23 protein-coding genes and 1 tRNA gene are annotated in these 20,755 nt (G+C 65.4%); 12 read left to right on the plus strand and 12 right to left on the minus strand.

Annotation, left to right across the window (positions count from 1 at the left end; genetic code table 11):
* Window positions 1-46: 46 nt before the first annotated feature.
* The gene (trxA, locus tag D477_RS02370) at window positions 47-424 is read right to left on the minus strand and encodes a thioredoxin (protein WP_005266923.1); all 378 of its coding nucleotides are present in this window, start codon (window positions 422-424) and stop codon (window positions 47-49) included.
* 151 nt (window positions 425-575) lie between these two features.
* On the opposite strand from trxA, the gene D477_RS02375 reads away from it, so the two are divergent.
* Entirely contained in the window at window positions 576-983 is a 408-nt protein-coding gene (locus D477_RS02375) for a hypothetical protein (RefSeq protein WP_005266925.1), read from the plus strand.
* A gap of 31 nt (window positions 984-1,014) precedes the next feature.
* On the opposite strand, the gene D477_RS02380 is transcribed toward D477_RS02375, so the two are convergent.
* Together D477_RS02380 and D477_RS02385 are read right to left on the minus strand one after the other, a co-directional pair.
* Window positions 1,015-2,616, minus strand: a complete 1,602-nt coding sequence (locus tag D477_RS02380) for a hypothetical protein (RefSeq protein ID WP_005266927.1) — start codon at window positions 2,614-2,616, stop codon at window positions 1,015-1,017.
* An 11-nt stretch (window positions 2,617-2,627) separates the two neighbouring features.
* Window positions 2,628-4,946, minus strand: a complete 2,319-nt coding sequence (locus tag D477_RS02385; RefSeq protein WP_043845310.1) for a transglycosylase domain-containing protein — start codon at window positions 4,944-4,946, stop codon at window positions 2,628-2,630.
* A 319-nt stretch (window positions 4,947-5,265) separates the two neighbouring features.
* Here D477_RS02385 and D477_RS02390 point away from each other — a divergent pair, with 319 nt between their 5' ends.
* From D477_RS02390 to D477_RS22505, 7 genes are all read left to right on the plus strand, one after another.
* Window positions 5,266-6,255: a helix-turn-helix domain-containing protein gene (locus D477_RS02390; protein ID WP_005266931.1), complete on the plus strand. Its 990-nt coding sequence runs from the start codon at window positions 5,266-5,268 to the stop codon at window positions 6,253-6,255.
* 111 nt (window positions 6,256-6,366) lie between these two features.
* On the plus strand, window positions 6,367-6,648 hold the full coding sequence (locus D477_RS23500; RefSeq protein WP_272943808.1) for a flavin reductase: 282 nt from the start codon (window positions 6,367-6,369) through the stop codon (window positions 6,646-6,648).
* Window positions 6,645-6,941, plus strand: coding sequence for a flavin reductase family protein (locus D477_RS23505; RefSeq protein WP_272943809.1), 297 nt, complete (start codon window positions 6,645-6,647; stop codon window positions 6,939-6,941). The genes D477_RS23500 and D477_RS23505 overlap by 4 nt, the downstream gene beginning before the upstream one ends.
* A 117-nt stretch (window positions 6,942-7,058) precedes the next feature.
* Window positions 7,059-7,904: a catechol 1,2-dioxygenase gene (gene catA / locus D477_RS02400; protein WP_005266933.1), complete on the plus strand. Its 846-nt coding sequence runs from the start codon at window positions 7,059-7,061 to the stop codon at window positions 7,902-7,904.
* 11 nt (window positions 7,905-7,915) lie between these two features.
* On the plus strand, window positions 7,916-8,485 hold the full coding sequence (locus D477_RS02405) for a flavin reductase family protein (protein WP_005266935.1): 570 nt from the start codon (window positions 7,916-7,918) through the stop codon (window positions 8,483-8,485).
* Window positions 8,486-8,515: 30 nt separating this feature from the next.
* Window positions 8,516-10,120, plus strand: coding sequence for a 4-hydroxyphenylacetate 3-hydroxylase family protein (locus D477_RS02410; protein WP_005266936.1), 1,605 nt, complete (start codon window positions 8,516-8,518; stop codon window positions 10,118-10,120).
* 29 nt (window positions 10,121-10,149) lie between these two features.
* The gene (locus D477_RS22505) at window positions 10,150-10,287 is read left to right on the plus strand and encodes a hypothetical protein (RefSeq protein ID WP_190273505.1); all 138 of its coding nucleotides are present in this window, start codon (window positions 10,150-10,152) and stop codon (window positions 10,285-10,287) included.
* Between the two features lie 307 nt (window positions 10,288-10,594).
* On the opposite strand, the gene D477_RS02415 is transcribed toward D477_RS22505, so the two are convergent.
* Window positions 10,595-10,676, minus strand: a tRNA-Tyr gene (locus D477_RS02415).
* 138 nt (window positions 10,677-10,814) lie between these two features.
* Complete coding sequence (locus tag D477_RS02420) at window positions 10,815-11,177, minus strand: hypothetical protein (RefSeq protein WP_005266938.1); 363 nt, start codon at window positions 11,175-11,177, stop codon at window positions 10,815-10,817.
* Between the two features lie 173 nt (window positions 11,178-11,350).
* On the opposite strand from D477_RS02420, the gene D477_RS02425 reads away from it, so the two are divergent.
* The gene (locus D477_RS02425; RefSeq protein ID WP_005266940.1) at window positions 11,351-11,842 is read left to right on the plus strand and encodes a YajQ family cyclic di-GMP-binding protein; all 492 of its coding nucleotides are present in this window, start codon (window positions 11,351-11,353) and stop codon (window positions 11,840-11,842) included.
* A 42-nt stretch (window positions 11,843-11,884) separates the two neighbouring features.
* Here D477_RS02425 and D477_RS02430 read toward each other — a convergent pair whose 3' ends face one another.
* The 5 genes from D477_RS02430 to D477_RS02450 form a co-directional block, all read right to left on the minus strand.
* Window positions 11,885-12,562 (minus strand): histidine phosphatase family protein, encoded by a 678-nt coding sequence (locus tag D477_RS02430; RefSeq protein ID WP_005266941.1) that lies wholly within the window; start codon window positions 12,560-12,562, stop codon window positions 11,885-11,887.
* Between the two features lie 10 nt (window positions 12,563-12,572).
* Window positions 12,573-13,442 carry a zinc metalloprotease HtpX gene (htpX, locus tag D477_RS02435; RefSeq protein WP_005266942.1) on the minus strand — a complete coding sequence of 290 codons (870 nt, stop codon included), beginning with the start codon at window positions 13,440-13,442 and terminating at the stop codon, window positions 12,573-12,575.
* Window positions 13,443-13,549: 107 nt separating this feature from the next.
* Entirely contained in the window at window positions 13,550-14,830 is a 1,281-nt protein-coding gene (locus D477_RS02440) for an MFS transporter (RefSeq protein ID WP_005266943.1), read from the minus strand.
* A gap of 19 nt (window positions 14,831-14,849) precedes the next feature.
* Complete coding sequence (locus tag D477_RS02445) at window positions 14,850-15,563, minus strand: esterase/lipase family protein (RefSeq protein WP_005266944.1); 714 nt, start codon at window positions 15,561-15,563, stop codon at window positions 14,850-14,852.
* Window positions 15,560-16,282 carry an alpha/beta fold hydrolase gene (locus tag D477_RS02450; RefSeq protein ID WP_190273506.1) on the minus strand — a complete coding sequence of 241 codons (723 nt, stop codon included), beginning with the start codon at window positions 16,280-16,282 and terminating at the stop codon, window positions 15,560-15,562. Before D477_RS02450 ends, D477_RS02445 begins: the two co-directional genes overlap by 4 nt.
* A 180-nt stretch (window positions 16,283-16,462) precedes the next feature.
* On the opposite strand from D477_RS02450, the gene D477_RS02455 reads away from it, so the two are divergent.
* Together D477_RS02455 and D477_RS02460 are read left to right on the plus strand one after the other, a co-directional pair.
* Window positions 16,463-16,921 (plus strand): Fur family transcriptional regulator, encoded by a 459-nt coding sequence (locus tag D477_RS02455; RefSeq protein ID WP_005266947.1) that lies wholly within the window; start codon window positions 16,463-16,465, stop codon window positions 16,919-16,921.
* 4 nt (window positions 16,922-16,925) lie between these two features.
* Entirely contained in the window at window positions 16,926-18,425 is a 1,500-nt protein-coding gene (locus D477_RS02460; protein WP_005266948.1) for a catalase, read from the plus strand.
* Window positions 18,426-18,479: 54 nt separating this feature from the next.
* Here the strand turns inward: D477_RS02460 and D477_RS02465 are convergent, their stop codons facing one another.
* Window positions 18,480-18,857 (minus strand): ankyrin repeat domain-containing protein, encoded by a 378-nt coding sequence (locus D477_RS02465; protein ID WP_005266949.1) that lies wholly within the window; start codon window positions 18,855-18,857, stop codon window positions 18,480-18,482.
* A gap of 203 nt (window positions 18,858-19,060) precedes the next feature.
* Here D477_RS02465 and D477_RS02470 point away from each other — a divergent pair, with 203 nt between their 5' ends.
* Window positions 19,061-19,303 carry a hypothetical protein gene (locus tag D477_RS02470; RefSeq protein WP_005266950.1) on the plus strand — a complete coding sequence of 81 codons (243 nt, stop codon included), beginning with the start codon at window positions 19,061-19,063 and terminating at the stop codon, window positions 19,301-19,303.
* A 35-nt stretch (window positions 19,304-19,338) separates the two neighbouring features.
* Here the strand turns inward: D477_RS02470 and D477_RS02475 are convergent, their stop codons facing one another.
* Complete coding sequence (locus tag D477_RS02475; protein ID WP_005266951.1) at window positions 19,339-20,754, minus strand: FAD-dependent oxidoreductase; 1,416 nt, start codon at window positions 20,752-20,754, stop codon at window positions 19,339-19,341.
* Between the last annotated feature and the right edge of the window lies 1 nt (window position 20,755).

Consider the following 20,755-nt stretch of genomic DNA (forward strand, 5'->3'; position numbering starts at 1 on the left):
CGGAAGCTTCGGACCGGGGCGGCGGGCGCCTTGGATCAGCCTTCGCTTACTCGCCTTGGGCAGCCTGCTGCTGGGCGGCGACCTGGGCGTGCACTTCCTTCATGTCCAGGCCCTTGACGGCCTGCACCAGCTCGGTGAACTGGCTGGAGTTGAGGGCGCCGGGCTGCGAGAAGACCAGGACCTTCTCGCGGAAAGCCATCAGCGTGGGGATGGAAGTGATACCGGCGGCAGCGGCCAGGCCCTGCTCGGCTTCGGTGTCCACCTTCGCGAACACAACGTCCTCATGCTGCTCGGAAACGGAATCGTAGACGGGGGCAAACTGCTTGCAGGGGCCGCACCAGTCAGCCCAGAAATCGACGAAGACGATGTCGTTTTCCTCGATGGTCTGCGGGAACTGGGCCTCGGTGATATTGATCGTTGCCATGGTGCCACGTTATCGGCCGGTGCCGCTGCTGTCTCCCCTGTTCGCTGAACGCATGAGAAGTTGTCCACAACTGCGCCATGCGCTCTGCCGGCCAGCGCCGCCTGTTCCTACAGTCGGACACAGGCAAGCTGTTCGGGCAGAGGAGGGACAGATGGAACGCCAAACTGCGCTGATCGTCATTGAAGGACGGTTCCTCGACGCAGCCATCCACAGGAGCAGGAAGCTCGTCGACGGCCTGGTGGCGGAACTGCCGTACGCCTGCCAGCCGCCGGGCGACGGACTCTACGCCGTCGGCATGGCGGGCAGCCTGCGCACCAAGCTGCCGCTGCCCCGGGACCTGGCGCGTGCCGGCCCCTATGAAACAGCCAGCGGCCCGCTGCATTTCATCTGGGCGGCCGGATCCTGGTTCCAGCCCGAGACCTCTCCGCCTCCGCCAATCGATGCCAACGGAGCAACCGCTTGGCAGTGGCTGCATTACAACGTCCTGCACGATGCGGAACCGTCGGCGGTATGCCTCCTGTGGGAGATCTTTCCGCTCGAAGCCGCGGGGGCGGCCTGACGTCCGCGCAGACGGCCCTTGGTTCGACCGGTCAGCGCCGGTTGGCAGGGCGCGGATCCTTGGGCTGGGCCGGTTCGGACGGCGCGGGAGGCGGGGCATAGGACAGGATGGCCGGCACTGCCACCGCCGCCTCGCAGTCGACCGGCGCCGGTGCAGGTGCCGGCTCCTGCTGCTCCTCGCTGTCCTCCCCTTCCCCTTCGTCCTTCTCGTCCTCGTCGCGCTCCTTCTCCCGTTCCTCGGCCTGCTTGCGTGCCTCTTCGGCGGCTTCCCGGTTGTCTGCCTCACACTGGTCGAGCGCATTCTGGTAGCGCGCGCGGGCATTGTCCTGGTCGACGAAGAACTGCGACCGGGTGCCGAGCGCTGCTTGATAGGCGTCGTAGGCGACCCAGTACTCGTCCCACTTCTCGCCGATGGCATCCCAGGCCTTGTTGACCTTGCGCACGTCCGCCGCGTAGTCCTTGTACTCCGCCGCATCGTCCACATAGCCGTCGTAGGCCTCCCAGTACTCCAGGACATCCCGCTGCCACCGAACCGTTCCGGCGGCGAGTTGCTCCGTTGCCTTTGCACGGCGCTCCTCGTTGTCTTGCCCGGCGGCCTTGGCATCGAAGGCTACAGGGCTCATGCCGGTGAAGGCCCAGCCGCAGCCCGGGCCGGTTTCGTCCTCGGCCAGCACTGCGACTTTGGCCTGGGTCACGGGGGCTTTGTCGGGGCTAGCCGGCGGCTTCGGCACTGCCTTCTTGTCCGGCATGGGCGGCCAGACGGGATAAATCGGCTCCTCCGCCGGCTTGGCCCGCTCGATCTTGATCTTCGGCCCTGGCAGCCCCACGGCTTCGACCTCGGACCCCTTGGCCAGCCGGGGCAACGGCAGGTCACGCACGGACACAGTGTCGTTGACCGTGTAGGGGCGGTAGCCTGCGGCGGACCACGGCGACCGTCTGGCGTCCTCGACGGTGGACTTCTGGTCGGCACAGACGCCTTCGAGCCGACCGGCCAGATGGCCGTTTAATTCCCGGGCAAGGCGGGACAGCGGAGCGCCCTCCGAACCGGCGATGAAGACCACGACGTCCCCGCGCCGGAAGGCGACAACCTGCGCCGAGCTGAACCCTTCGTAGGTAAAGACCCGGTGCGCCTCCACGCCCGGCTTCTTGCCGTCAAAGTCCCCCACGCGGACCGCAACGCCGCCGCCCGCGCAGGAATCGGCGTCGTCCATTAACCTGGCCATGGCCTCGGCGCCCAGGCCCGCGGTGTAGGCCGTGGCCACGACCTGGACCCGTTCGCTGTCCACCCTGAACTGTCGAGACAGCGCAACGGCAGGGGCCGAACCGCCGGCCGTACAGGAGAACGGCAGCGGCGGAGTGGCCGACCGCTGGACGCTGCCCGCGGTCTTCCAGTCCTTCGGTGCCTTCTCCAACGCCTCGGTAAGGGCCGCTTCGGCCGGAACGTCGCGGATCTTGGCCGCGACCGGTTCCGGCTTCGCCACCGGCACCGCGGTCTGTTCGGCCGACGCCGGGCTCGTGGCCACCGTCGTTGTACCGGACAGGTGCAGGGCGAAGAGGCCCGTTCCCGCCACCGCCGACAAGGTCAGGGCACCGGCCGCGAGCGCCATGCCGGGCCGCTTCTCGAAAACAGACATGCGCTACCTGCCTATCCGTTGTCCGGAATGGTGATTGACGTTTCGCTTCCAGCGCTCAGCGTGATCGCGACTTCCTGGCGGTAGCGGAGCGTCCCGCCGGCCGCCGGAGTCTGGGCTACGACCGTCCCCGGTTGCTGCAGCGGATCAGCCTTGGCCGTTTCCTGGTTGACCACTGGTACCAGGTTGTTGCGCAGCAGGACGGTGATGGCCTCGTCGACCTTCATGCCGCGCACATCCGGGATCGATTTGTCCGTCGCCATGCCGAGGCCGACCGGGGCGGCATCGGGAAGCGGCTCCGCGGGCAGGCCCTTGTGCGCGCCCTCCATGGTGGCCTTCCAGACCGGCCCGGCGACTTCCGACCCGGTCAGGTCATAGTAGGTCGTGTCGTAGGCTTCGACCCGGTCCAGCGGATACTGGCCGCCGCCCCGCGGGTCCCCCAGCCAGACAGCGGTGGAATACTGCGGCGTCACCCCGACGATCCAGTTCGCGGAGAAATCATTCGTGGTGCCGGTCTTGGCGCCGGCTTCGCGGCCCTTCGGCTTGCCCATCGCCCCCAGCGTGCCGCCGGACTTGAACGGTTCCTTCAGCGCGTCGGCCACGGTGTCGGCCACGCCGGGGTCGATCGCCTGGTGGCAGTCCGCGTCCGGAACCGGCAATTCTTCATCCGTGCCGCTGCGCACGGCCTTCGTAATCGTCACCGGCTTGCAGACCACCCCGCCGCTGACGAACGAGGCATAGGCGTTGGCCATTTCCAGCGGCGACACTTCGTAGGCGCCCAGTGCCAGCGACGCCTCCCGGCCGCTCAGCTTGTCCGTGGGAATGGACGTGATGCCCAGCGACTCGGCGAACTTGGCCACGTCGACTACGCCGGTGCGTTCGATCAGCTTGACGAAGTAGACGTTGACGGACTTGCGGACAGCTTCATAGGCGTCGATGCTGCCATGGTTGATGAATCCGTAATTGTGGAAGCCCTCGGCCGGATCGTCGAGCTCGGGCGAGTAGTACGGCCCGTTGGACACGTAGCGCTGCGAAGCCGGTACGCCCTCGCTCAAGGCCGTACCGAGCACGAGCGGCTTCATCGATGAGCCAACCTGGAACTCGCTCTTGGCATAGACGACTTCGGTCTTGCCTTTGCCTTTGCCCCAACTGCGGTTCTGGGTCACGGCCGCGATATGTCCGGTTCCGGGTTCGACGACGGCGACCCCCAAGGCGGCGCGGTTCTTGTCCCCGAGGGCTTCGGTAACGGCCTTGCGGCCCGCGGCCATCGCCTGGCGGTCCAGGCCCGTGGTCAGCGTCATGCCTCCGCGCGAGAGCCGGTCGGCCCGTTCCTCAGGCGTGGCGCCGAAGGCCTGGTTCTCCAGGATCTCTTCGCGCACCAGCTCGCAGTAGAACGGAAATTCCGAGTCGCCGCAGCTGGAGGGCACGCTGCCCCGCTCCAAGCCCAGCGGGGCCTTCCGGGCGGCATGAGCTTCTTCCGCCGTGATGGCACCGTTGTTTTCCATCACTGTCAGCACGGTGTTCCGGCGCGCCGTAGCGGCATCGGCCTTCGTGAACGGATCGTAGACTCCGGGGCCCTTGAGGAGGCCGACCAGCAGGGCCGACTGCGGCAGGTTGAGTTTCGCTGCGCTCGTGTTGAAGTAGATGCGGGCGGCCGCTTCAACACCGTAGGCGCGGTTGCCGAAGTAGACCGCGTTGACGTACATCCTGAGGATTTCGTCCTTGCCCAGCTTCTGCTCGAGATGGACTGCGTATTTGGATTCGCGGATCTTGGCGTTGTAGGTATCACCGACAGCGACCAGCTGTTCGGTCTCGTCCCGGGCGTTGTTGACCATGATGTTCTGGACCAGCTGCTGGGTGATCGTCGACGCGCCCTGGAGGTCGGAACTGAGTGCGTTGCTGACGGCAGCCCTGGTGATTCCGTAGGGGTCGACGCCGTGATGGTCGTAAAAGCGCACATCCTCGGTGGAGATCAAGGTGTCCAGGAACGTCTGCGACACCCGGTCCAGGTCGACATCGATCCGGTTTTCGCTGTAGAAGCGGGCGAACTCCTTGCCCTCGTTGTCGAGCAGGACGGTGTGTTGCGGCAGGGCCCTGTCCAACGGGAGATCGGCAGGCAGTTCCTCCCAAAGGTTGACGAGGGAATTGGCTCCGGCAGAAAGCGCCACCGCTCCCGGCGCCACCAGCGTTCCGGCGCTGATCGCCACCACAGCCACTGCCCCAGCCCACACCGCCAGCCGTCCCGGCCAGCTCCGTTCCTTCTCCGAGTAGCCGGCCGGAGCCGACTCCATGAGTTCACGCAGACTCGTCGATGCCCTGTTCTTTCGCCCCATTCAGATCTCCTGACAAGTCAGAACGTACTTCTGGCACCAGCCACTTCGCTGTGTCACCGGTATCGGTACGTACAGGGTACGTCGATACCGAGTGTGCTCAAGGGAAGCAGCGAAGTGTTGCCGTCACGTGACCCAAGGCCGTCACATGACGTAGGAGAAGTGTCGAACGAACTGGTTTGGGAAATCTGGGAAGGTCCCCAACGAGGGCATAGGCGTTCCCGGGCCTTCGCTGCCGCACCGCTTTTGTCCTCGTCGTCCAGCTTGTCTGGATTGTGCTGAGACAAGTGCCTCCGTGTGATTTGGATTACACTGGCTATCCATGACTCTCGAGCAGCCCCGCGGTGCCAAGTCGCTGAGATTCTCCACCGACGGCATCCCTTCGGTGAACCGGGTGCAATTGTGGGAACACCACAACGCCAAGGCCCTTATCGCGCTCGACATCCGCACCATGGACGAACAACCGCTGCAGGCAGCCGAGATCAATCTCCACTTCCCCTCGCTTAAGTTCGCCTCCGTTAAGGGCAGCGCCCAAGTGGTGGAGCGCAACGAAGCGTTCATCCGGCGCCACCCGATGAACTCCGTGGCGGTGTTCTTCGCCCTCGAAGGTGAGGCGTTCTTCTATCACCAAGGCGGCTTCGAAACGCTCAGGCCCGGGCAAGCGGTTATCTACGACGTGGACCGCCCCTTCATGCGCGGCTTCAGCCGCGGGCTGCGGGAAATGGTCTTGACGATCCCGCATGAGGACTACTTCGAAATCACCGGCGGGCGACCGCTGACCAAACCGATCGTCTTTGACTTCCGGGAGGAGCAGCCGGCCAATCGGCGGGCATTCGCCCTGGCCCGGCTGGTGTCGGACGCGCTGTCCCGTCCAGGGGAGGCGGAGAGTACCGAGGCCACGGCGCTCGAATTGCTGTCCACGATCCTCCTAGGTGACCGCAGTGGCACCGGCGCCGGCCACCTCGCCGCCGCCCGCTGCTACATCGCCGATCACCTGGGCGACATCGAACTCAGCGTCGCCAAGGTGGCCTCCGTCGTCGGCGTCAGCGAAAGACACCTCGCCCGCCTCTTCAACGAGGCTGGCACCTCGCCTCGTGCGTACATCCTCGAGCTCCGGCTCCAGCTCGCCCGACGCCTGCTGACGGATCAAGTCGAGGCTCGGTCCTCCGTTGCGGCGGTTGCCAGCCGTTGCGGATTCGCATCGCAGGCCTACTTCGCCCGCGCCTACAGGGCGCGCTACGCCATCACGCCATCGATGGAGCGCAAGGCTGCCCTCGCCGTCGAAAGCGCTGAGGGCCTGATTTTGCACTGATCGGACATCTTCGTGCACTCAGCGGACGTCTTGTGACGTCCGGCATCCATGGGCTCGTGATCCGCGCCACGCTGACAGGGAACCACATAACCCGACAGCCCCCAGGAGCACATGATGTCCGCACCATCCACGATCGATCCGCGGGACCTGCGCCACGCGTTCGGCCGGTTCGGCACCGGCGTCACCGTGGTCACTACGACGTCCGACGACGGCGGCGCGCACGGCGCGACGGTCAGCGCGTTCACGTCGGTGTCTCTGGACCCGCCGCTGGCTCAAGTCACGCTGATGCGCAGTTCCAAGCTCTCCACCCTCGTGGAGGATCGGCCGTTCGCGATCAATGTCATGTCCTTGGAGCAGCTTGCACGTGCCTGCACTTCGCCGGCAAGCCGATGAAGGGGGGCCCCGAGTGGGGCCAAAGCGCCACGGGCGTTCCCGTGCTGGCAGGCAACGCGGCCACCCTTGAATGCCGGCCATGGCGCGTGTACGACGGCGGGGACCACCTGATCGTCGTCGGCGAGGTCGAGCACCTTGAGATCACCCCCCTCGAGCCCTTGTTGTTCTTCGGCGGCAAGTTCCACCACCTCGGCGATCTCGTCGGCGGCACGCCATGGGTGCAGTGCGGCGACGGTCACGCCGGTTGGATCACCGATTCCGCGGCTTTCCGCCCCCTCGCTGCCGCCGTTTAGCCCGGGCGCTGCGCCGCTCCCCCCTCCGCCTCGCGCCCGTTCCCTCAGCACGGGCCCATCACTGCCTTACCCATCAAGAAGCTCACAAACAACTAGCAGCCCACCCAGGAGATTGCAATGACTACGGAAATCCAAGCCACAGCGGCGGCTTCCGGGGCGAATGCCACCGAACGCTTCCGCGAGAACAAAAAGACCGCCGCGTCGTCCAGCCAGGAACGGGTAAATCTGTTGGCCTCCCGGGTGATCAAGGCCATCAACGATACGGTGCTTGAAGAAAAGGTCACGTATGACGAGTACAACGCTTTCAAGGCGTGGCTGATCCAGGTCGGCGAGGACGGCGAATGGCCTTTGTTCCTCGACGTCTGGGTGGAGCACTCCGTCGAACAGGTCGCCAACGAGAACCGCGCAGGCACGAAGGGCTCCATCGAAGGGCCGTACTACGTGCCGAACTCCCCGCGGCTCGAGTCACCGGCCACGCTGCCGATGCGCGAAAACGAGCAGGGCACGCCCCTGCTCTTACAAGGCAGCATCACCAACCTCGCAGGCGAACCGCTGCCCGGGGCCACGGTCGAGATCTGGCACGCCGACGACGAGGGCTTCTACTCCCAGTTCGCGCCGGGACTGCCCGAGTGGAACCTGCGGGCCACCGTCGCCGCGGACGCCGAGGGACGCTACATGATCAACACCATGCAGCCCGCGCCGTACCAGATCCCGACGGACGGCTCCTGCGGCAGGCTCATCGCCGCGGCCGGTTGGCACGCCTGGCGCCCCGCCCACCTGCACCTGAAGATCTCCGCGCCCGGCTACCAACTGATTACCTCACAGCTCTACTTCAAGGGCGACGAACACGTGGGCGACGACATCGCTTCGGCAGTGAAACCCGAACTGATCCTCGACCCTACACCGCGCACCGACAACCGCGGCCGCGAAGTCTCCTACGACTTTGTGCTGGACCCCGAGTGAAGGACACAGCCATGACCGAGACAACAGCAGTCGACCCCCGCGAACTGCGCAACACGTTCGGCCAGTTCGCCACCGGCGTTACCGTGGTGACCTGCCGCTCCGCGGACGGCACCCCGCACGGGGCCACCGTGAACGCGTTCACAGCTGTCTCGCTCGATCCGCCCCTGGCGCAGGTCACCCTGACCCGCAGCTCCAAGGCGGCGCAGTACCTGCAGGATGCTCCGTTCGCGATCAATATCCTGTCCCAGGGACAGCTGGACACGGCCTGGCACTTCGCAGGCAAACCCCTGCCGGAGGAACCGGCCTGGACCCTGGACGGCGAGGTCCCGGTGCTGTTGGAGAACAAGGCCACCCTGGAGTGCCGGCCCTGGCAAGTGTACGACGGCGGCGACCACGTCATTGTGATCGGCACAGTCCACAAACTCGAAATCTCCGACCGGGACCCGCTGCTGTTCTTCGGCGGCAAGTTCCGCGAAATCGGCCCGCTCTCCGGCTCCAGCCACTGGCACCACTGCGGCGACTCGCTGGAGGCCGGCTGGTTCTCCGGCGCCGAATCCTTCAAACCCCTCCTCAACGCCTGACCGACAGCCCGACCTGAAGGAAGAAAGATCATGACTGAAACACTTCACCCCACGACCACCGCCGATGCCGGCACCACGGACATGAGCACCCGGACTACACCTGCCAATCCGCTGCTGCCGCAGACCGGCGCCGAATACATCGAATCGCTCCGGGATGACCGCGAGGTCTGGATCTACGGCGAACGGGTCCAAGACGTCACCACGCACCCGGCCTTCCGCAACTCCGTCCGCATGGCAGCCCGCCTCTACGACGGCTTCCACAACCCGGACACGGCCTCCAAGCTGCTGGTCCCCACCGACACCGGCTCCGGCGGCCAGACCCACCCGTTCTTCAAGGCCGCCCGGTCCATTGACGACCTCAAGGCCTCGCGCACCGCCATCGAAACCTGGGCACGGATGTCCTACGGCTGGATGGGCCGCTCCCCGGACTACAAGGGAGCCTTCCTCGGCACGCTCGGCGGGATGCCGGACTTCTACGAACCGTTCAAGGACAACGCGATCCGCTGGTACAACGAGTCCCAGGAAAAAGTTCTCTACTGGAATCACGCCATCATCAACCCCCCGGTCGACCGGCACCTGCCGCCGGACCAGGTCGGCGACGTGTTTATGAAGGTCGAAAAGGAGACCGACGCCGGCCTCGTTGTCTCCGGAGCGAAGGTCGTTGCCACCGGCTCGGCCATCACCCAGTACAACTTCATCGCCCACTACGGCCTGCCGATCAAGAAGAAGGAATTCGCGCTGATCTGCACCGTGCCGATGGACGCACCCGGCGTGAAACTGATCTCCCGCGCCTCGTACTCGCACCAGGCCGCGGTCATGGGCACCCCATTCGACTACCCGCTGTCCTCCCGTCTGGACGAGAACGACTCAGTCTTCGTCTTCGACAAGGTCCTCATCCCCTGGGAGAACGTCTTTGCGTACGGGGACATCGAGAAGATCAACAACTTCTTCCCGCAGACCGGGTTCCTGAACCGGTTCACGTTCCAGGGCGTCATCCGGCTGGCCGTGAAACTCGACTTCATCGCCGGCCTGCTGCTCAAGGCCCTCGAAATCGCCGGCACCAAGGACTTCCGCGGTGTCCAGGCCCGCGCCGGCGAGGTCATCGGCTGGCGCAATATGTTCTACGCCCTCGCCGACGCCATGGCCCTGAACCCCGATGCCGGCCCCGACGGCACCGTGCTGCCCAAGCTCGACTACGGCCTGGCGTACCGGATGTTCATGGCCACCGGCTACCCGCGGATCAAGGAAATCATCGAGCAGGACGTAGCTTCCGGCCTGATCTACCTGAACTCCTCGGCGCTGGACTTCAAGACGCCGGAGATCCGTCCGTACCTGGACAAGTATGTGCGCGGCTCCGATGGCATCCAGGCCGTAGACCGGGTGAAGCTGATGAAGCTGCTCTGGGACGCCATCGGCACCGAGTTCGGCGGCCGGCACGAGCTCTACGAGCGCAACTACTCCGGCAACCACGAAAACGTGAAGGCGGAACTCCTCTTCGCCGCCCAGGCCCAGGGCCATACCGACATGATGACCGGCTTCGCCGAAACCTGCATGAGCGAATACGACCTCGACGGCTGGACCGCACCCGACCTCATCAACAACGACGACGTCAGCATCTTCCTCAAGCGCAACTAGCCTCGTCCGGAACAGAAGGAGCAAAAACCATGGCCGGTTTTTGGCACGAACCCGAATGGCAAGCCGCCGGAAACTTGACCGAGCGGCAGTCGAACACACTGAGGGCCGAGAGCATCACCACCTTTGCCTGGCACGGCTGGTGGTATGAAGGCTGCCCCGGCATCTGAACCTGAGTTGGCGGCAGTTCCCGTGACCACGGTCGCGGGGACTGCCGCATTTAACCTTGATTCCGCACATCGATGGCGTTCCTTCCTTCACTCACCACGAGCAAGTCCTCATGCATTAGTCGGAACGCTTTAAAAACGGGAAAGTCGACGGCCCCCGTTGCTCCCGCACTGGAACCATCGACCCTTCCCCTAGCTAAGCAGTTCTAACAAACAGTCCGTTCTAACAGTCCAGGTGGGTCATCCCGGGCATGAAAAAACCCCGTCTGTCTAGTGTTTCTCCTAGTCAGACGGGGTCTTCCCATTCCCGTGGCAGATGAGGGATTCGAACCCCCGTAGGCAGTGCCAGCTGATTTACAGTCAGCCCCCTTTGGCCGCTCGGGTAATCTGCCGAGTGTCTTCATCGAAGACCGCTTCCGTAAGTGGAAGCAAGACAACTTTACAGAAGATCGGCCGAAGAATCGAATCGGGCACAAGATCCGCGTGATTCCGCGGCAGAACGCCCCTTTTTGGGCACGCGATCGGCGGCCTCAACGGCCGTTCATGATCCGCGATTCGAGCTGGGCAGCGAAGCGCTCCGCTTGTGCTGGGGTCACCAGGCCCCAGTCGACGGCCTGATCCATTTCAGCCCTAATACCGGCCACCCTGTCGGTGCGTTCCCGCTCGTCGCCACGCTGCCGCAGCAGTTGCCTCTCCAAGAGCTCGGACTCCCGGCGGACGTATAGGGCAGCGCCCGCCGCTGACACCTTGGTGTGGACGGATTCGAACGCCGGCACCGCCGCTACAGCAGAGGCGGAACCTAGAGCACCCATCGTGGTTACCGCCGCCGCGGCGAGGAATGAGCCTGCCGCTATTCGCATCGATCGGACAAAATACCGCCGGCGGCTGGCCATGGAGGATGCTCCTTCAATAGTTTGGTCGTTCAAACAACATGCCCAGTCTTTCCGGCGACTTTGAACGAACACTGGCCGCTAGCTGAAGGAAAGCTGGGAACACAAGCCCGGTATTCGCGCATCGTTGCCAGTAGGCTAGACGGCAGAAACACCCCCAAGCAAGAGGAGGAAGCATGGCCAGCGAATCATCGTTCGACGTCGTCAGCAAGGTGGACAAGCAGGAAGTTGCGAATGCCCTGAACCAGGCGCAGAAGGAACTCGCCCAGCGCTACGATTTCAAGGGCGTCGGCGCCGAAGTCGATTTCAGCGGCGAGAAGATCCTGATGAAAGCGAACTCCGAGGAGCGGGTCAAGGCCGTCCTGGACGTCCTGCAGTCCAAGCTGGTCAAGCGGGGCATCTCGCTGAAGTCCCTCGACGCAGGCGAGCCGTTCGCCTCCGGCAAGGAGTACCGGATCGAGGCGGGCATCAAGGAAGGCATCGCCCAGGACCAGGCGAAGAAGATCAACAAGATCATCCGGGACGAGGGTCCCAAGGGCGTGAAGTCCCAGATCCAGGGCGACGAGCTCCGGGTCAGTTCGAAGTCGCGCGACGATCTCCAGGAAGTCATTTCCCTGCTGAAGTCCTCCGACCTGGACGTGGACCTCCAGTTCATCAACTACCGCTGACACTCCCGCCGGCGGTGCGCCCGTACTGCACTGCCGGCGGCTTCAGATGCCGGGGCTGCCTGGCCCCGGCACGGCGTCGCCTGCCGGTCCGTCGGTCAAAGGATCGGCAAGGGCGCGGCCACCGACTGCTTCACCCATCCACGTGCGGGCTTCCCAGTTGCCGCCCGATCCTTCCAGGACGACCACCCCGGTGTTGCTCAGGACATTGCTGGCAACGAACCCGGCATCGAGGTTCTCCGCGCGAGCCCCGGCCCAGCTGCGGATCATTGCACCGTGGCTGAACAACGCCACGGTGCCCAGCCCCTCGGCTTCGGCCTCGGCCACTACATCATCGAACCGCCCGAACGTCTCATGGCCGTCCGGGCCGCCGGGCATCCGCCCGTCCAGCTCTCCTGCAGTCCAGGCGAACACCGTCTCCAGGTAGGCACGGACGGAGTCGACGTCGCCGAGCATTTCGTAGGCGCCGGCGGAAATCTCCCGCAGTCCGTCGCGCACCCCGACCTCCAGCCGTGTCGCCTCGGCCAAGGGCGAGGCGGTCAGCTGCGTCCGGATGGCCGTTGAGGCGTACAGCCGCTCAATAGGTTCTCCGGCGAGGGCCTGCGGCAAGGCCCGGGCCTGGTCATGCCCGAGGGATGTCAGTTCCGGCCCCGGAATGTCCGTGTCCAGCAGGCCCTTGATGTTCGACGGCGTTTGGCCGTGGCGGATGAGCAGCAACCTCATGCGTCGGACCTCAGTATCCCAGCGGACGGCCGGCCATCCGCTCGAGCCTGGCGACCCGTTCGGCCATCGGCGGATGGGTGCTGAACAGTTTCTGGACGCCGGCGCCGCGGAACGGGTTGGCGATCATGAGGTGGCTGGTGTTGACGATCTTCTGGTCCTGCGGCAGCGGAGCCGCCTGGGTTCCCATTTCCAGTTTGCGCAGCGCCGAGGCCAAGGCCAGCGGATCGTCGGTCAGTTTCGCGCCGTCCTCGTCCGCATCGTATTCGCGCGTCCGGCTAATCGACATCTGGATCAGCATGGCCGCGATCGGCGCGAGCAGCGACATCGCCAGCAGCGCGATCGGATTCGCATTGCGGTCTCGGCCGCCGAAGAACATCAGGAACTGTGCCACCGACGTGATGACACCCGCAACAGCGGCGGCGATCGACGACGTCAGGATGTCGCGGTTGTAGACGTGCATCAGCTCGTGGCCCAGCACCCCGCGCAGCTCCCGTTCATTGAGCAGGCGCAGGATGCCCTCGGTGCAGCAAACGGCCGCGTGCTGCGGATCCCGCCCGGTGGCGAACGCGTTCGGAGCCTGGGTCGGCGACACGTAGAGCCGGGGCATCGGCTGGTTGGCACGGGCGGAGAGTTCACGCACAATCCGGTACATTTCCGGTGCCTGCTGCTCGGTCACCGGATAAGCGTGCATGGCCCGGATCGCCAGCTTGTCGCTGTTCCAGTAGCTGTAGGCCGTGGTGGCCACGCCGATCAGCGCCATGATCCAGATCCAGCTGCTGCTGCCGGTCCCGCTGGCCAGCAGCGCGCCGATGCCGAGCAGGATCGCGAACAGCACACCGAACAGGCCGGCCGTTTTCAAACCGTTGAAATGATTGTGCACCTCTTCAGGTTCCCTTCTACGGCAGCCGCGCGGCCGCCGTCGTACCGTCCGTCTTCACTATAGGGCCGGACACTTGCTATAACGCGCCGGCCCCGTGCCATGTTCCGTCAGGGCTCAGGGTGCCGGTCATCGTAGCGGGCAAACCGGGGCTGCAGCCGGTGCAGCAGCCCCACCACGAGCACGCAGGCCAGCCCGCCGGCGAGCGCGGCCATGCCCTCGCCCAGCCACTCGCCGTTGCCGCCAGCCACCGCATCGCCCAGCCGCGGACCGCCAGCGACCACCACGATGAAGATCCCCTGCAGGCGTCCGCGCATGGCGTCCGGCGTCGCCGACTGGAGGATGGTGTTGCGGAACACGCCGCTGACGGTGTCGGCGGCGCCCGCCGCCATCAGCGCCGCGGCCGCAGGCAGCAGCCAGGGGCTGACGTCGCCATCCAGCGCCGGGCCGGTGTTCCGGGCCAGTACGACGACGGTGCCAAAGACCGCGATGGCCGTTCCCCACAGTGCCACGCACCAGAGCACGGCCAGGCCCTGCCGGCGTACTTGGCCCAGCGGACCGGAGAACAGTGCCGCGAGGAACGCTCCGGCGGCGACGGACGCGAGCAGGAGGCCCGCCGTCGCTTCCCCTCCCCCGAGCACCACGGCACCGATTGCCGGCATCAGCGCCCGCGGCTGGGCCAGCACCATCGCCGCGAGGTCCACCAGGAACGTCATGCGGATGTTGGGCTTGGTCCGCAGGAACTTCAACCCTTCAAGCACGGAATGGAGGCCGGCTTTCCGGACGTCCCCCTCGGGCGGGACCGGCGGCAGCCGGAACAGCGCCCAGATCGCCGCTGTGAACGTCACGACGTCAACGGTGTAGGTCCAGCCGAATCCTACGTTGGCTACCAGGACGCCGGCCAGCAAGGGTCCGATGGTCATCCCCAGTCCGAAGGTCATCATGTTCAGGGCGTTGGCTGCCGGCAGCATTTCCAGCCGGACCAGCCGGGGAATGATCGCGTTGCGGGCGGGCTGGTTGACGCCCGCCGCCGCGGAGTGGATGGCAATCAGCACATAGAGCAGCCAGACCTGGCCAATGCCGGACCACGCATGCACGGCGAAGAGCCCGGCGCAGGACCAGAGCACCAGGCCCGAGTACAGGGCGACCTTGCGCCGGTCGTGCGCGTCGACGATCGCGCCGCCGTACAGGCCGGCCAGCACCAGCGGCACGAGGCCGACGATGCCGAGGGCGCCCACCGCGAAAGTGGATCGGGTCAGCTCGTAGACTTCCAGGCTCACCGCCACCAGCGTCAACTGCGCGCCGATCGACGAGAGCGACGTGCCGACCCACATCCGCCGGAAATCGGGGCTCTCTTTGAGCGGCGCGGTGTCGGCGAGGAGTTTCGGCATGAGCCAGATTCTAGTTTGGTCAGGCACCGGTCCTGGGCAGGCGGTCGCGGATGATCCGCAGCAGCTGCGGATCGGCAACGATGCGGAAGTGGCCGTGGGTGGCCAGCACGATGTTTTCGGCGTCGGCGAGGTGGCTGCCACCAGGAATATGCGGGTCGAATTCGCTGTACACGGAGGTGATCCGCGTATGAGCCGCGTGCTCCCGGGCGAGCGCCAGCAGAGCCGGATTGTCCGGCGCGAAGGCACGGATGCTCGGAGCCAGGAAGAACCAAGCGTAGTGGGAACCGGAGAACGGCGTATTGACGGCCACCATATGGCGGATCCGGCCCGCGGATTCCGGCCGGGACATCAGCTGCTTTCCGATCAGGCCGCCCTTGCTGTGCGCCACGATCGTCAGGTTGGTGACGTCCGTGGTGTCCAGATAGGCGGCGACCAGTGCTGCCATCTTGGCTACGGTCCCTCGGTTGTAGCCCAGGGTCCGGACGACGTGGACCGGATGCCCGTCGCGGTGAAGCGCGTCGGCGATCGGCTTGAGGAACTGCCAGTTCTCGTAGACACCCGGGATCAGCAGGACGGGAGCGTCCGCCCGGCCAGTAGCCTCAAGGTAAGGCAGCGGATCATGCCGGAACAGGAAGCCGTGGACCTGCCAGTACGCCACGTAGGCGTAGTCCAGCACCCAGCCCCAGGCCCGCCCGGCCGCCTTCCGGGCCGTCAACATCCAGTCCACCGTCATCCCCGCGCCGCTACCTCCTCGCAATACGCTGCCACGGTCCGCGGCCGCCGGTACATAAGCACGTGGGCTTCCCCCGCGATGTCGGCGATGCGCACCGCCGGGGAAGCTGCCGCCAACGTCTGGACCCAGCTTCGCGGCACAATCGGATCCCGCTCACCCCGGAGGATGATCGTCGGCACGTCGATCCGGGCCAGGACGTCTTCCACCCGATGCCGCAGCATTTCGGGCAGGGTGCGCAAGTACCAGCGCGGACCGGACCTGACGTAGTCGCTAAAGACGATGGCATTGACCCGTGGAGGTTCGCGCAGAGTGTCCTGGAGCAGCCGGAAGCCCTGCAGCAAGGCCCCCCGCTCCGCGCAGTTGACCGTCGGCCCAAGCAGGACAAGTCCCTTCGTCAGTGCAGGCACCGCGGCAGTCATTTCCGCCGCGATCTGGCACCCCATGGAGTGGCCGACCAATACAGCCGGCCCGGCGCCCGCTTCCGCCAGCGCCTGCCGGACCAGCAGCCCGAATTCGTGGATCGGAACGCGGCGGCGGGGTGCCTTGGTGCTGCCGAACCCGGGAAGCTCCACCTCATGCACAATCCCCACCGTAGCCAGAACATCGGCCAGCGGCTGGAAGTAGCGGGGCGAAACACCGATGCCGGGAATCAGCACGTAAGTATTGACGCCGCTTCCCCGGGTAGCGACCTTGAGCTCACAGCCGTTAATTTCGACCATGAGTTGTTGCCCTGTGTTCATCTGCCGGCCACCACCTCCATGAACAGTGATCGTAGGCGACCAGGCATCCGGGTGGGCGGAAAGGCGGAATGTTAGCCCCGCAACGCCGTCGTTACGCTTTCTGGAACCAGTCCAAAAAATTTTCTGGACTCGGTCCAGAAAACGTGCAAGGATCGAAGCATGGTCGAAATGAGGGAGCCGGAGGACTTGCTGCGCGAAGCAACGCTGCGCGTAACCCGTCCACGGATTGCGGTGCTTGAGGCTGTCCGCAACCACCCGCATGCCGATGCCGACACCATTACCGGTGTGGTGAGGGCCGAACTTGGCGGAGTCTCGAAGCAGGCCGTCTACGACGTCCTTGCCGCGTTGACCGATGCCAGGCTGCTGCGCCGGATCGAGCCCTCGGGTTCGCCGGCCCGCTACGAGGCCCGCGTCGGCGACAACCACCACCACGTGGTCTGCCGGTCATGCGGTGGGATCGAAGACGTGGACTGCGCCGTGGGCGCAGCGCCATGCCTCCATGCGTCAGATGACCACGGGTTCACGATCGATGAAGCCGAGGTTATCTACTGGGGCCTTTGCCCTGCCTGCACTGCCCAAAAAGACCTTCAATTGGAAGATCCGACAAGGAGCGAATAGATAGATGGCTGACAACACCAAGCCGCTGACAACCGTAGCGGGCGCCCCCGTTGCGGACAACCAGGACAGCCTGACCGCTGGCCCCCGCGGCCCCATGCTGCTCCAGGACGTCTGGTTCCTGGAGAAGATGGCGCACTTCGACCGCGAGGTCATCCCGGAGCGCCGTATGCACGCCAAGGGCTCCGGCGCCTTCGGCACCTTCACGGTGACCCAGGACATCACGAAGTACACCAGCGCCAAGATCTTCTCCGAAATCGGCAAGAAGACCGAGATGTTCGCCCGCTTCTCCACGGTGGCCGGCGAGCGCGGCGCAGCCGACGCCGAGCGCGACATCCGCGGTTTCGCCCTCCGCTTCTACACCGAAGAGGGCAACTGGGACGTCGTCGGCAACAACACGCCGGTCTTCTTCTTCCGCGACCCGCTGAAGTTCCCGGACCTCAACCACGCCGTCAAGCGCGACCCGCGCACCAACCTGCGCAGCGCCGAGAACAACTGGGACTTCTGGACCAACCTGCCTGAGGCCCTGCACCAGGTCACCATCGTCATGTCCGACCGCGGCATCCCCGCCAGCTATCGCCACATGCACGGCTTCGGCTCGCACACCTTCAGCTTCTACAACGACGCCGGCGAGCGCTACTGGGTGAAGTTCCACTTCCGCACGCAGCAGGGCATCAAGAACCTCACCGACGAAGAGGCGGCCAAGCTGGTCGGCGACGACCGCGAGTCGCACCAGCGCGACCTTTTCGATTCGATCGAGAAGGGCGACTTCCCCAAGTGGACCCTCTTCGTGCAGATCATGCCGGAAGCCGACGCGGAGACCTACAAGTACCACCCGTTCGACCTCACCAAGGTCTGGTCGAAGAAGGACTACCCGCTCATCGAGGTCGGCGAGTTCGAACTCAACCGCAATCCGGAGAACTACTTCGCCGACGTCGAGCAGGCCGCCTTCACCCCGGCCAACGTGGTTCCGGGCATCAGCTTCTCGCCGGACCGGATGCTGCAGGGCCGCCTGTTCTCCTACGGCGACGCTGCCCGCTACCGCCTGGGTGTCAACCACCACCAGATTCCGGTGAACTACCCGCGCGGTGCCCAGCTGGTCAATTCCTTCCACCGCGACGGCGCCATGCGCGTCGACGGCAACCAGGGTGCCACTCCGGGCATCAACCCGAACTCCTACGGCCGCTGGCAGGAACAGCCTGCCTACCGCGAGCCGCAGCTTGGTGTCGGTGCCGTCGCCGACCGGTTCAACTACCGTGAGGACGATGCCAACTACTTCGAGCAGCCGGGTATCCTCTTCCGCGAGAAGATGACCGAGGAGCAGCGGCAGGTCCTGTTCGAGAACACCGCCCGTGCCATCGATGGAGCCTCCGAGGCCACGGTCGAGCGCCACATCGCCAACTGCACCCAGGCCGATCCGGCCTACGGCGAGGGCGTGCGCAAGGCCATCGAGGCCCTGCGCGCCGGCAAGATCTCCGAGACGGACGTAAACTCCGACTCCGTCTAACGGACAGCAGAAGAGCCCGGCACCCGGCCAGCACGGTCGGGTGCCGGGCTCTTCTCATTGCTCCAGCAAGTGCTCCCGGCCAAACATCCGGGCCGCGTCGCGAGCGCTCGGCGTCCCCGCGTCCAGGTCCGCTCCGGCTGCCAGCAGCCTGGCGACGATCGCGTCCTCACCCTTGAAAAGAGCCCCGGCGATCGGTGACTGGTCGCGTGCATTGCGGATGTCGGGATCGGCGCCCCGCTCCAGCAGCATGCCAACCGTCTCCTCGTGCCCGTGGTAGGCGGCGAGCATCAACAGCGTGTTCCTGTCCCCGTCAGCTACATCTACGGGGAGGCCATGGTCCAGAAACTCGGCCAGCTCCCCGGCTTTCCCCTCGCGGGACAGGTCCATGGCGATGTCGATGACCCTCTGGGTTTGTTCTTCGTTCAGCGGCATATCATTCGTCACAGTTCCAGAGTAGGTGACCCTGGATAGCCGTGCCGCCTGGTTGCCCGGGCGGGCACCTTCCGGCTCCCGTCGGCGTGTCCGCGCCACCGTCACGGAAACTCCAAGTTCGTGCCGTCATACTGGTTTGCAGGACCGGTGTTTGGGGCCGGTCCAGCCGGAAACGGTTCCACGTTCAACCAAGGGCGGGCACAGTGGATACCAAACGGTCGCTGCTGCAATGGTGCAGCGCGAAACTTTGGGGAGGGCCGGACGTCTCATCGGCCGGGCCGGGTGTTCCGCTGCGCCGGAACAACAACGACGCGGACAAATCGGACCAGCTGATCAAAAGCCTGAGATCGGCGTATCCGGAAGCCCGCATCAGCACCACGGGCGGATACAAGGTCCGCCTTGAGCTGCCCAGCGGCGACGTGCTCCGCTTCTACGTTAATCCGTAGTACCGGCCCGACCACACAGCCGGGCCGGCAGCAAGTCAGTCCCGGGAAATCCTGACCATGTCCTCGCGCGGCACTACCTTGACGCGTTCGCGCTCGACTGAAGGCCCGCCGTCGTCCGCCACAAACGAGGCGCCGAGCTGGCGCTCATGCTCATCCAGCTTCAGCCAGCCCTCCCACGTCGTGTACTCGACGCCGCGCTCTTCGAGCAGTTTGGTGATGGCGTCTTCGCTGGGGTTCTTCGCTGCCGGCAGGTCCAGCCGGTCTTCCAGCAGGAAGCCGATGGTCTCCAGGGCGTCGCCCTTGGTGTGGCCGATGAGGCCGACCGGGCCCCGCTTGATCCAGCCCGTGGTGTAGATGCCCGGCACCGGTTTGCCCTCGGTGTCGATGACCCGGCCGCCCTCGTTCGGGATCACGCCTCGGCGCTCGTCGTAGCCCACTTCCGGCAGCTCGGAGCCGAAGTAGCCAATGGCGCGGTAGACGGCCTGGACCGGGTATTCGACGAATTCGCCGGTGCCGCGGACATTGCCGGTGCCGTCCAGCTCGTTGCGTTCGAACTTGATTCCGGCAACCTTGCCTGCGCCGTCGCCGCTGCCCTCGATGATCTCCACGGGGGTGTGCAGGAAGTGCAGGTGCAGCCGGCGCGAGGCCCCGGTGTCCTGCTCCTCGACCAGCCAGTTGGTCAGGGTGTTGACCATGGTCTTGGTCTGGTTGTTGGAGCGGATCTGCTCGTCCGAGCCCTCGTCGAAGTCGAAGTCCTCCGGGTACAGCACGATGTCCACGTCCCGCGAGTGCGACAGTTCGCGCAGCTCCAGCGGGGTGAACTTGACCTGTGCCGGGCCGCGGCGGCCGAACACGTGCACGTCGGTGACGGGCGAATTCTTCAGCCCGCGGTAGACGTTGTCCGGGATTTCGGTGGTCAGCAGGTCGTCGGCATGCTTGGAGAGGACGCGTGCGACGTCGAGGGCAACGTTTCCATTTCCGATCACCGCGATTTCCTTCGCCTCGAGCGGCCACTCGCGGGAAACATCGGGATGTCCGTCGTACCAGGACACGAAATCGGCGGCACCGAAGGAGCCCTCCAGGTTGATGCCCGGGATGTCGAGGTCCGCGTCCTTGATGGCGCCGGTGGCGAAGATGATCGCGTCGTAGAAGTCGCGGAAATCCTTCAGTGTCAGATCCCGGCCGTAGTTGACGTTGCCGAGGAACCGGATGTCGCCGCGGTCGAGCACCTTGTGCAGCGCGTTGACGATGCCCTTGATCCGGGGGTGGTCCGGAGCCACACCGTAGCGGATCAGGCCGTAAGGTGCCGGGTACTGGTCGAAGAGGTCGATGCTGACTTCGAAGTCGCGCTCGGCCTTGGTCAGGATGTCGGCAGCGTAGACGCCCGCAGGGCCGGCTCCGATGATGGCCACCCGCAGGGGGCGCTGGCGGTCCGCGGCTGGATTAGACACT

Origin of the sequence: Arthrobacter crystallopoietes BAB-32 (genome assembly GCF_000328305.2) — a bacterium.
GTDB classification, from domain to species: domain Bacteria; phylum Actinomycetota; class Actinomycetes; order Actinomycetales; family Micrococcaceae; genus Crystallibacter; species Crystallibacter crystallopoietes_A.

Excerpts from the sequence above, each read along its gene's own strand:
- D477_RS23505 (WP_272943809.1), top strand. The coding sequence starts at position 6,645 with ATGAAGGGGGGCCCCGAGTGGGGCCAAAGCGCCACGGGCGTTCCCGTG.
- D477_RS22505 (WP_190273505.1), top strand. The coding sequence starts at position 10,150 with ATGGCCGGTTTTTGGCACGAACCCGAATGGCAAGCCGCCGGAAACTTG.
- D477_RS02380 (WP_005266927.1), bottom strand. The coding sequence starts at position 2,616 with ATGTCTGTTTTCGAGAAGCGGCCCGGCATGGCGCTCGCGGCCGGTGCC.
- D477_RS02390 (WP_005266931.1), top strand. The coding sequence starts at position 5,266 with ATGACTCTCGAGCAGCCCCGCGGTGCCAAGTCGCTGAGATTCTCCACC.
- D477_RS02430 (WP_005266941.1), bottom strand. The coding sequence starts at position 12,562 with ATGAGGTTGCTGCTCATCCGCCACGGCCAAACGCCGTCGAACATCAAG.
- D477_RS02420 (WP_005266938.1), bottom strand. The coding sequence starts at position 11,177 with ATGGCCAGCCGCCGGCGGTATTTTGTCCGATCGATGCGAATAGCGGCA.
- D477_RS02465 (WP_005266949.1), bottom strand. The coding sequence starts at position 18,857 with ATGCCGCTGAACGAAGAACAAACCCAGAGGGTCATCGACATCGCCATG.
- D477_RS02445 (WP_005266944.1), bottom strand. The coding sequence starts at position 15,563 with ATGACGGTGGACTGGATGTTGACGGCCCGGAAGGCGGCCGGGCGGGCC.
- D477_RS02450 (WP_190273506.1), bottom strand. The coding sequence starts at position 16,282 with ATGGTCGAAATTAACGGCTGTGAGCTCAAGGTCGCTACCCGGGGAAGC.
- D477_RS02455 (WP_005266947.1), top strand. The coding sequence starts at position 16,463 with ATGGTCGAAATGAGGGAGCCGGAGGACTTGCTGCGCGAAGCAACGCTG.
- D477_RS02405 (WP_005266935.1), top strand. The coding sequence starts at position 7,916 with ATGACCGAGACAACAGCAGTCGACCCCCGCGAACTGCGCAACACGTTC.
- D477_RS02375 (WP_005266925.1), top strand. The coding sequence starts at position 576 with ATGGAACGCCAAACTGCGCTGATCGTCATTGAAGGACGGTTCCTCGAC.
- D477_RS02385 (WP_043845310.1), bottom strand. The coding sequence starts at position 4,946 with ATGGGGCGAAAGAACAGGGCATCGACGAGTCTGCGTGAACTCATGGAG.
- D477_RS02425 (WP_005266940.1), top strand. The coding sequence starts at position 11,351 with ATGGCCAGCGAATCATCGTTCGACGTCGTCAGCAAGGTGGACAAGCAG.
- D477_RS23500 (WP_272943808.1), top strand. The coding sequence starts at position 6,367 with ATGATGTCCGCACCATCCACGATCGATCCGCGGGACCTGCGCCACGCG.
- D477_RS02440 (WP_005266943.1), bottom strand. The coding sequence starts at position 14,830 with ATGCCGAAACTCCTCGCCGACACCGCGCCGCTCAAAGAGAGCCCCGAT.
- trxA (WP_005266923.1), bottom strand. The coding sequence starts at position 424 with ATGGCAACGATCAATATCACCGAGGCCCAGTTCCCGCAGACCATCGAG.
- D477_RS02460 (WP_005266948.1), top strand. The coding sequence starts at position 16,926 with ATGGCTGACAACACCAAGCCGCTGACAACCGTAGCGGGCGCCCCCGTT.
- catA (WP_005266933.1), top strand. The coding sequence starts at position 7,059 with ATGACTACGGAAATCCAAGCCACAGCGGCGGCTTCCGGGGCGAATGCC.
- D477_RS02410 (WP_005266936.1), top strand. The coding sequence starts at position 8,516 with ATGACTGAAACACTTCACCCCACGACCACCGCCGATGCCGGCACCACG.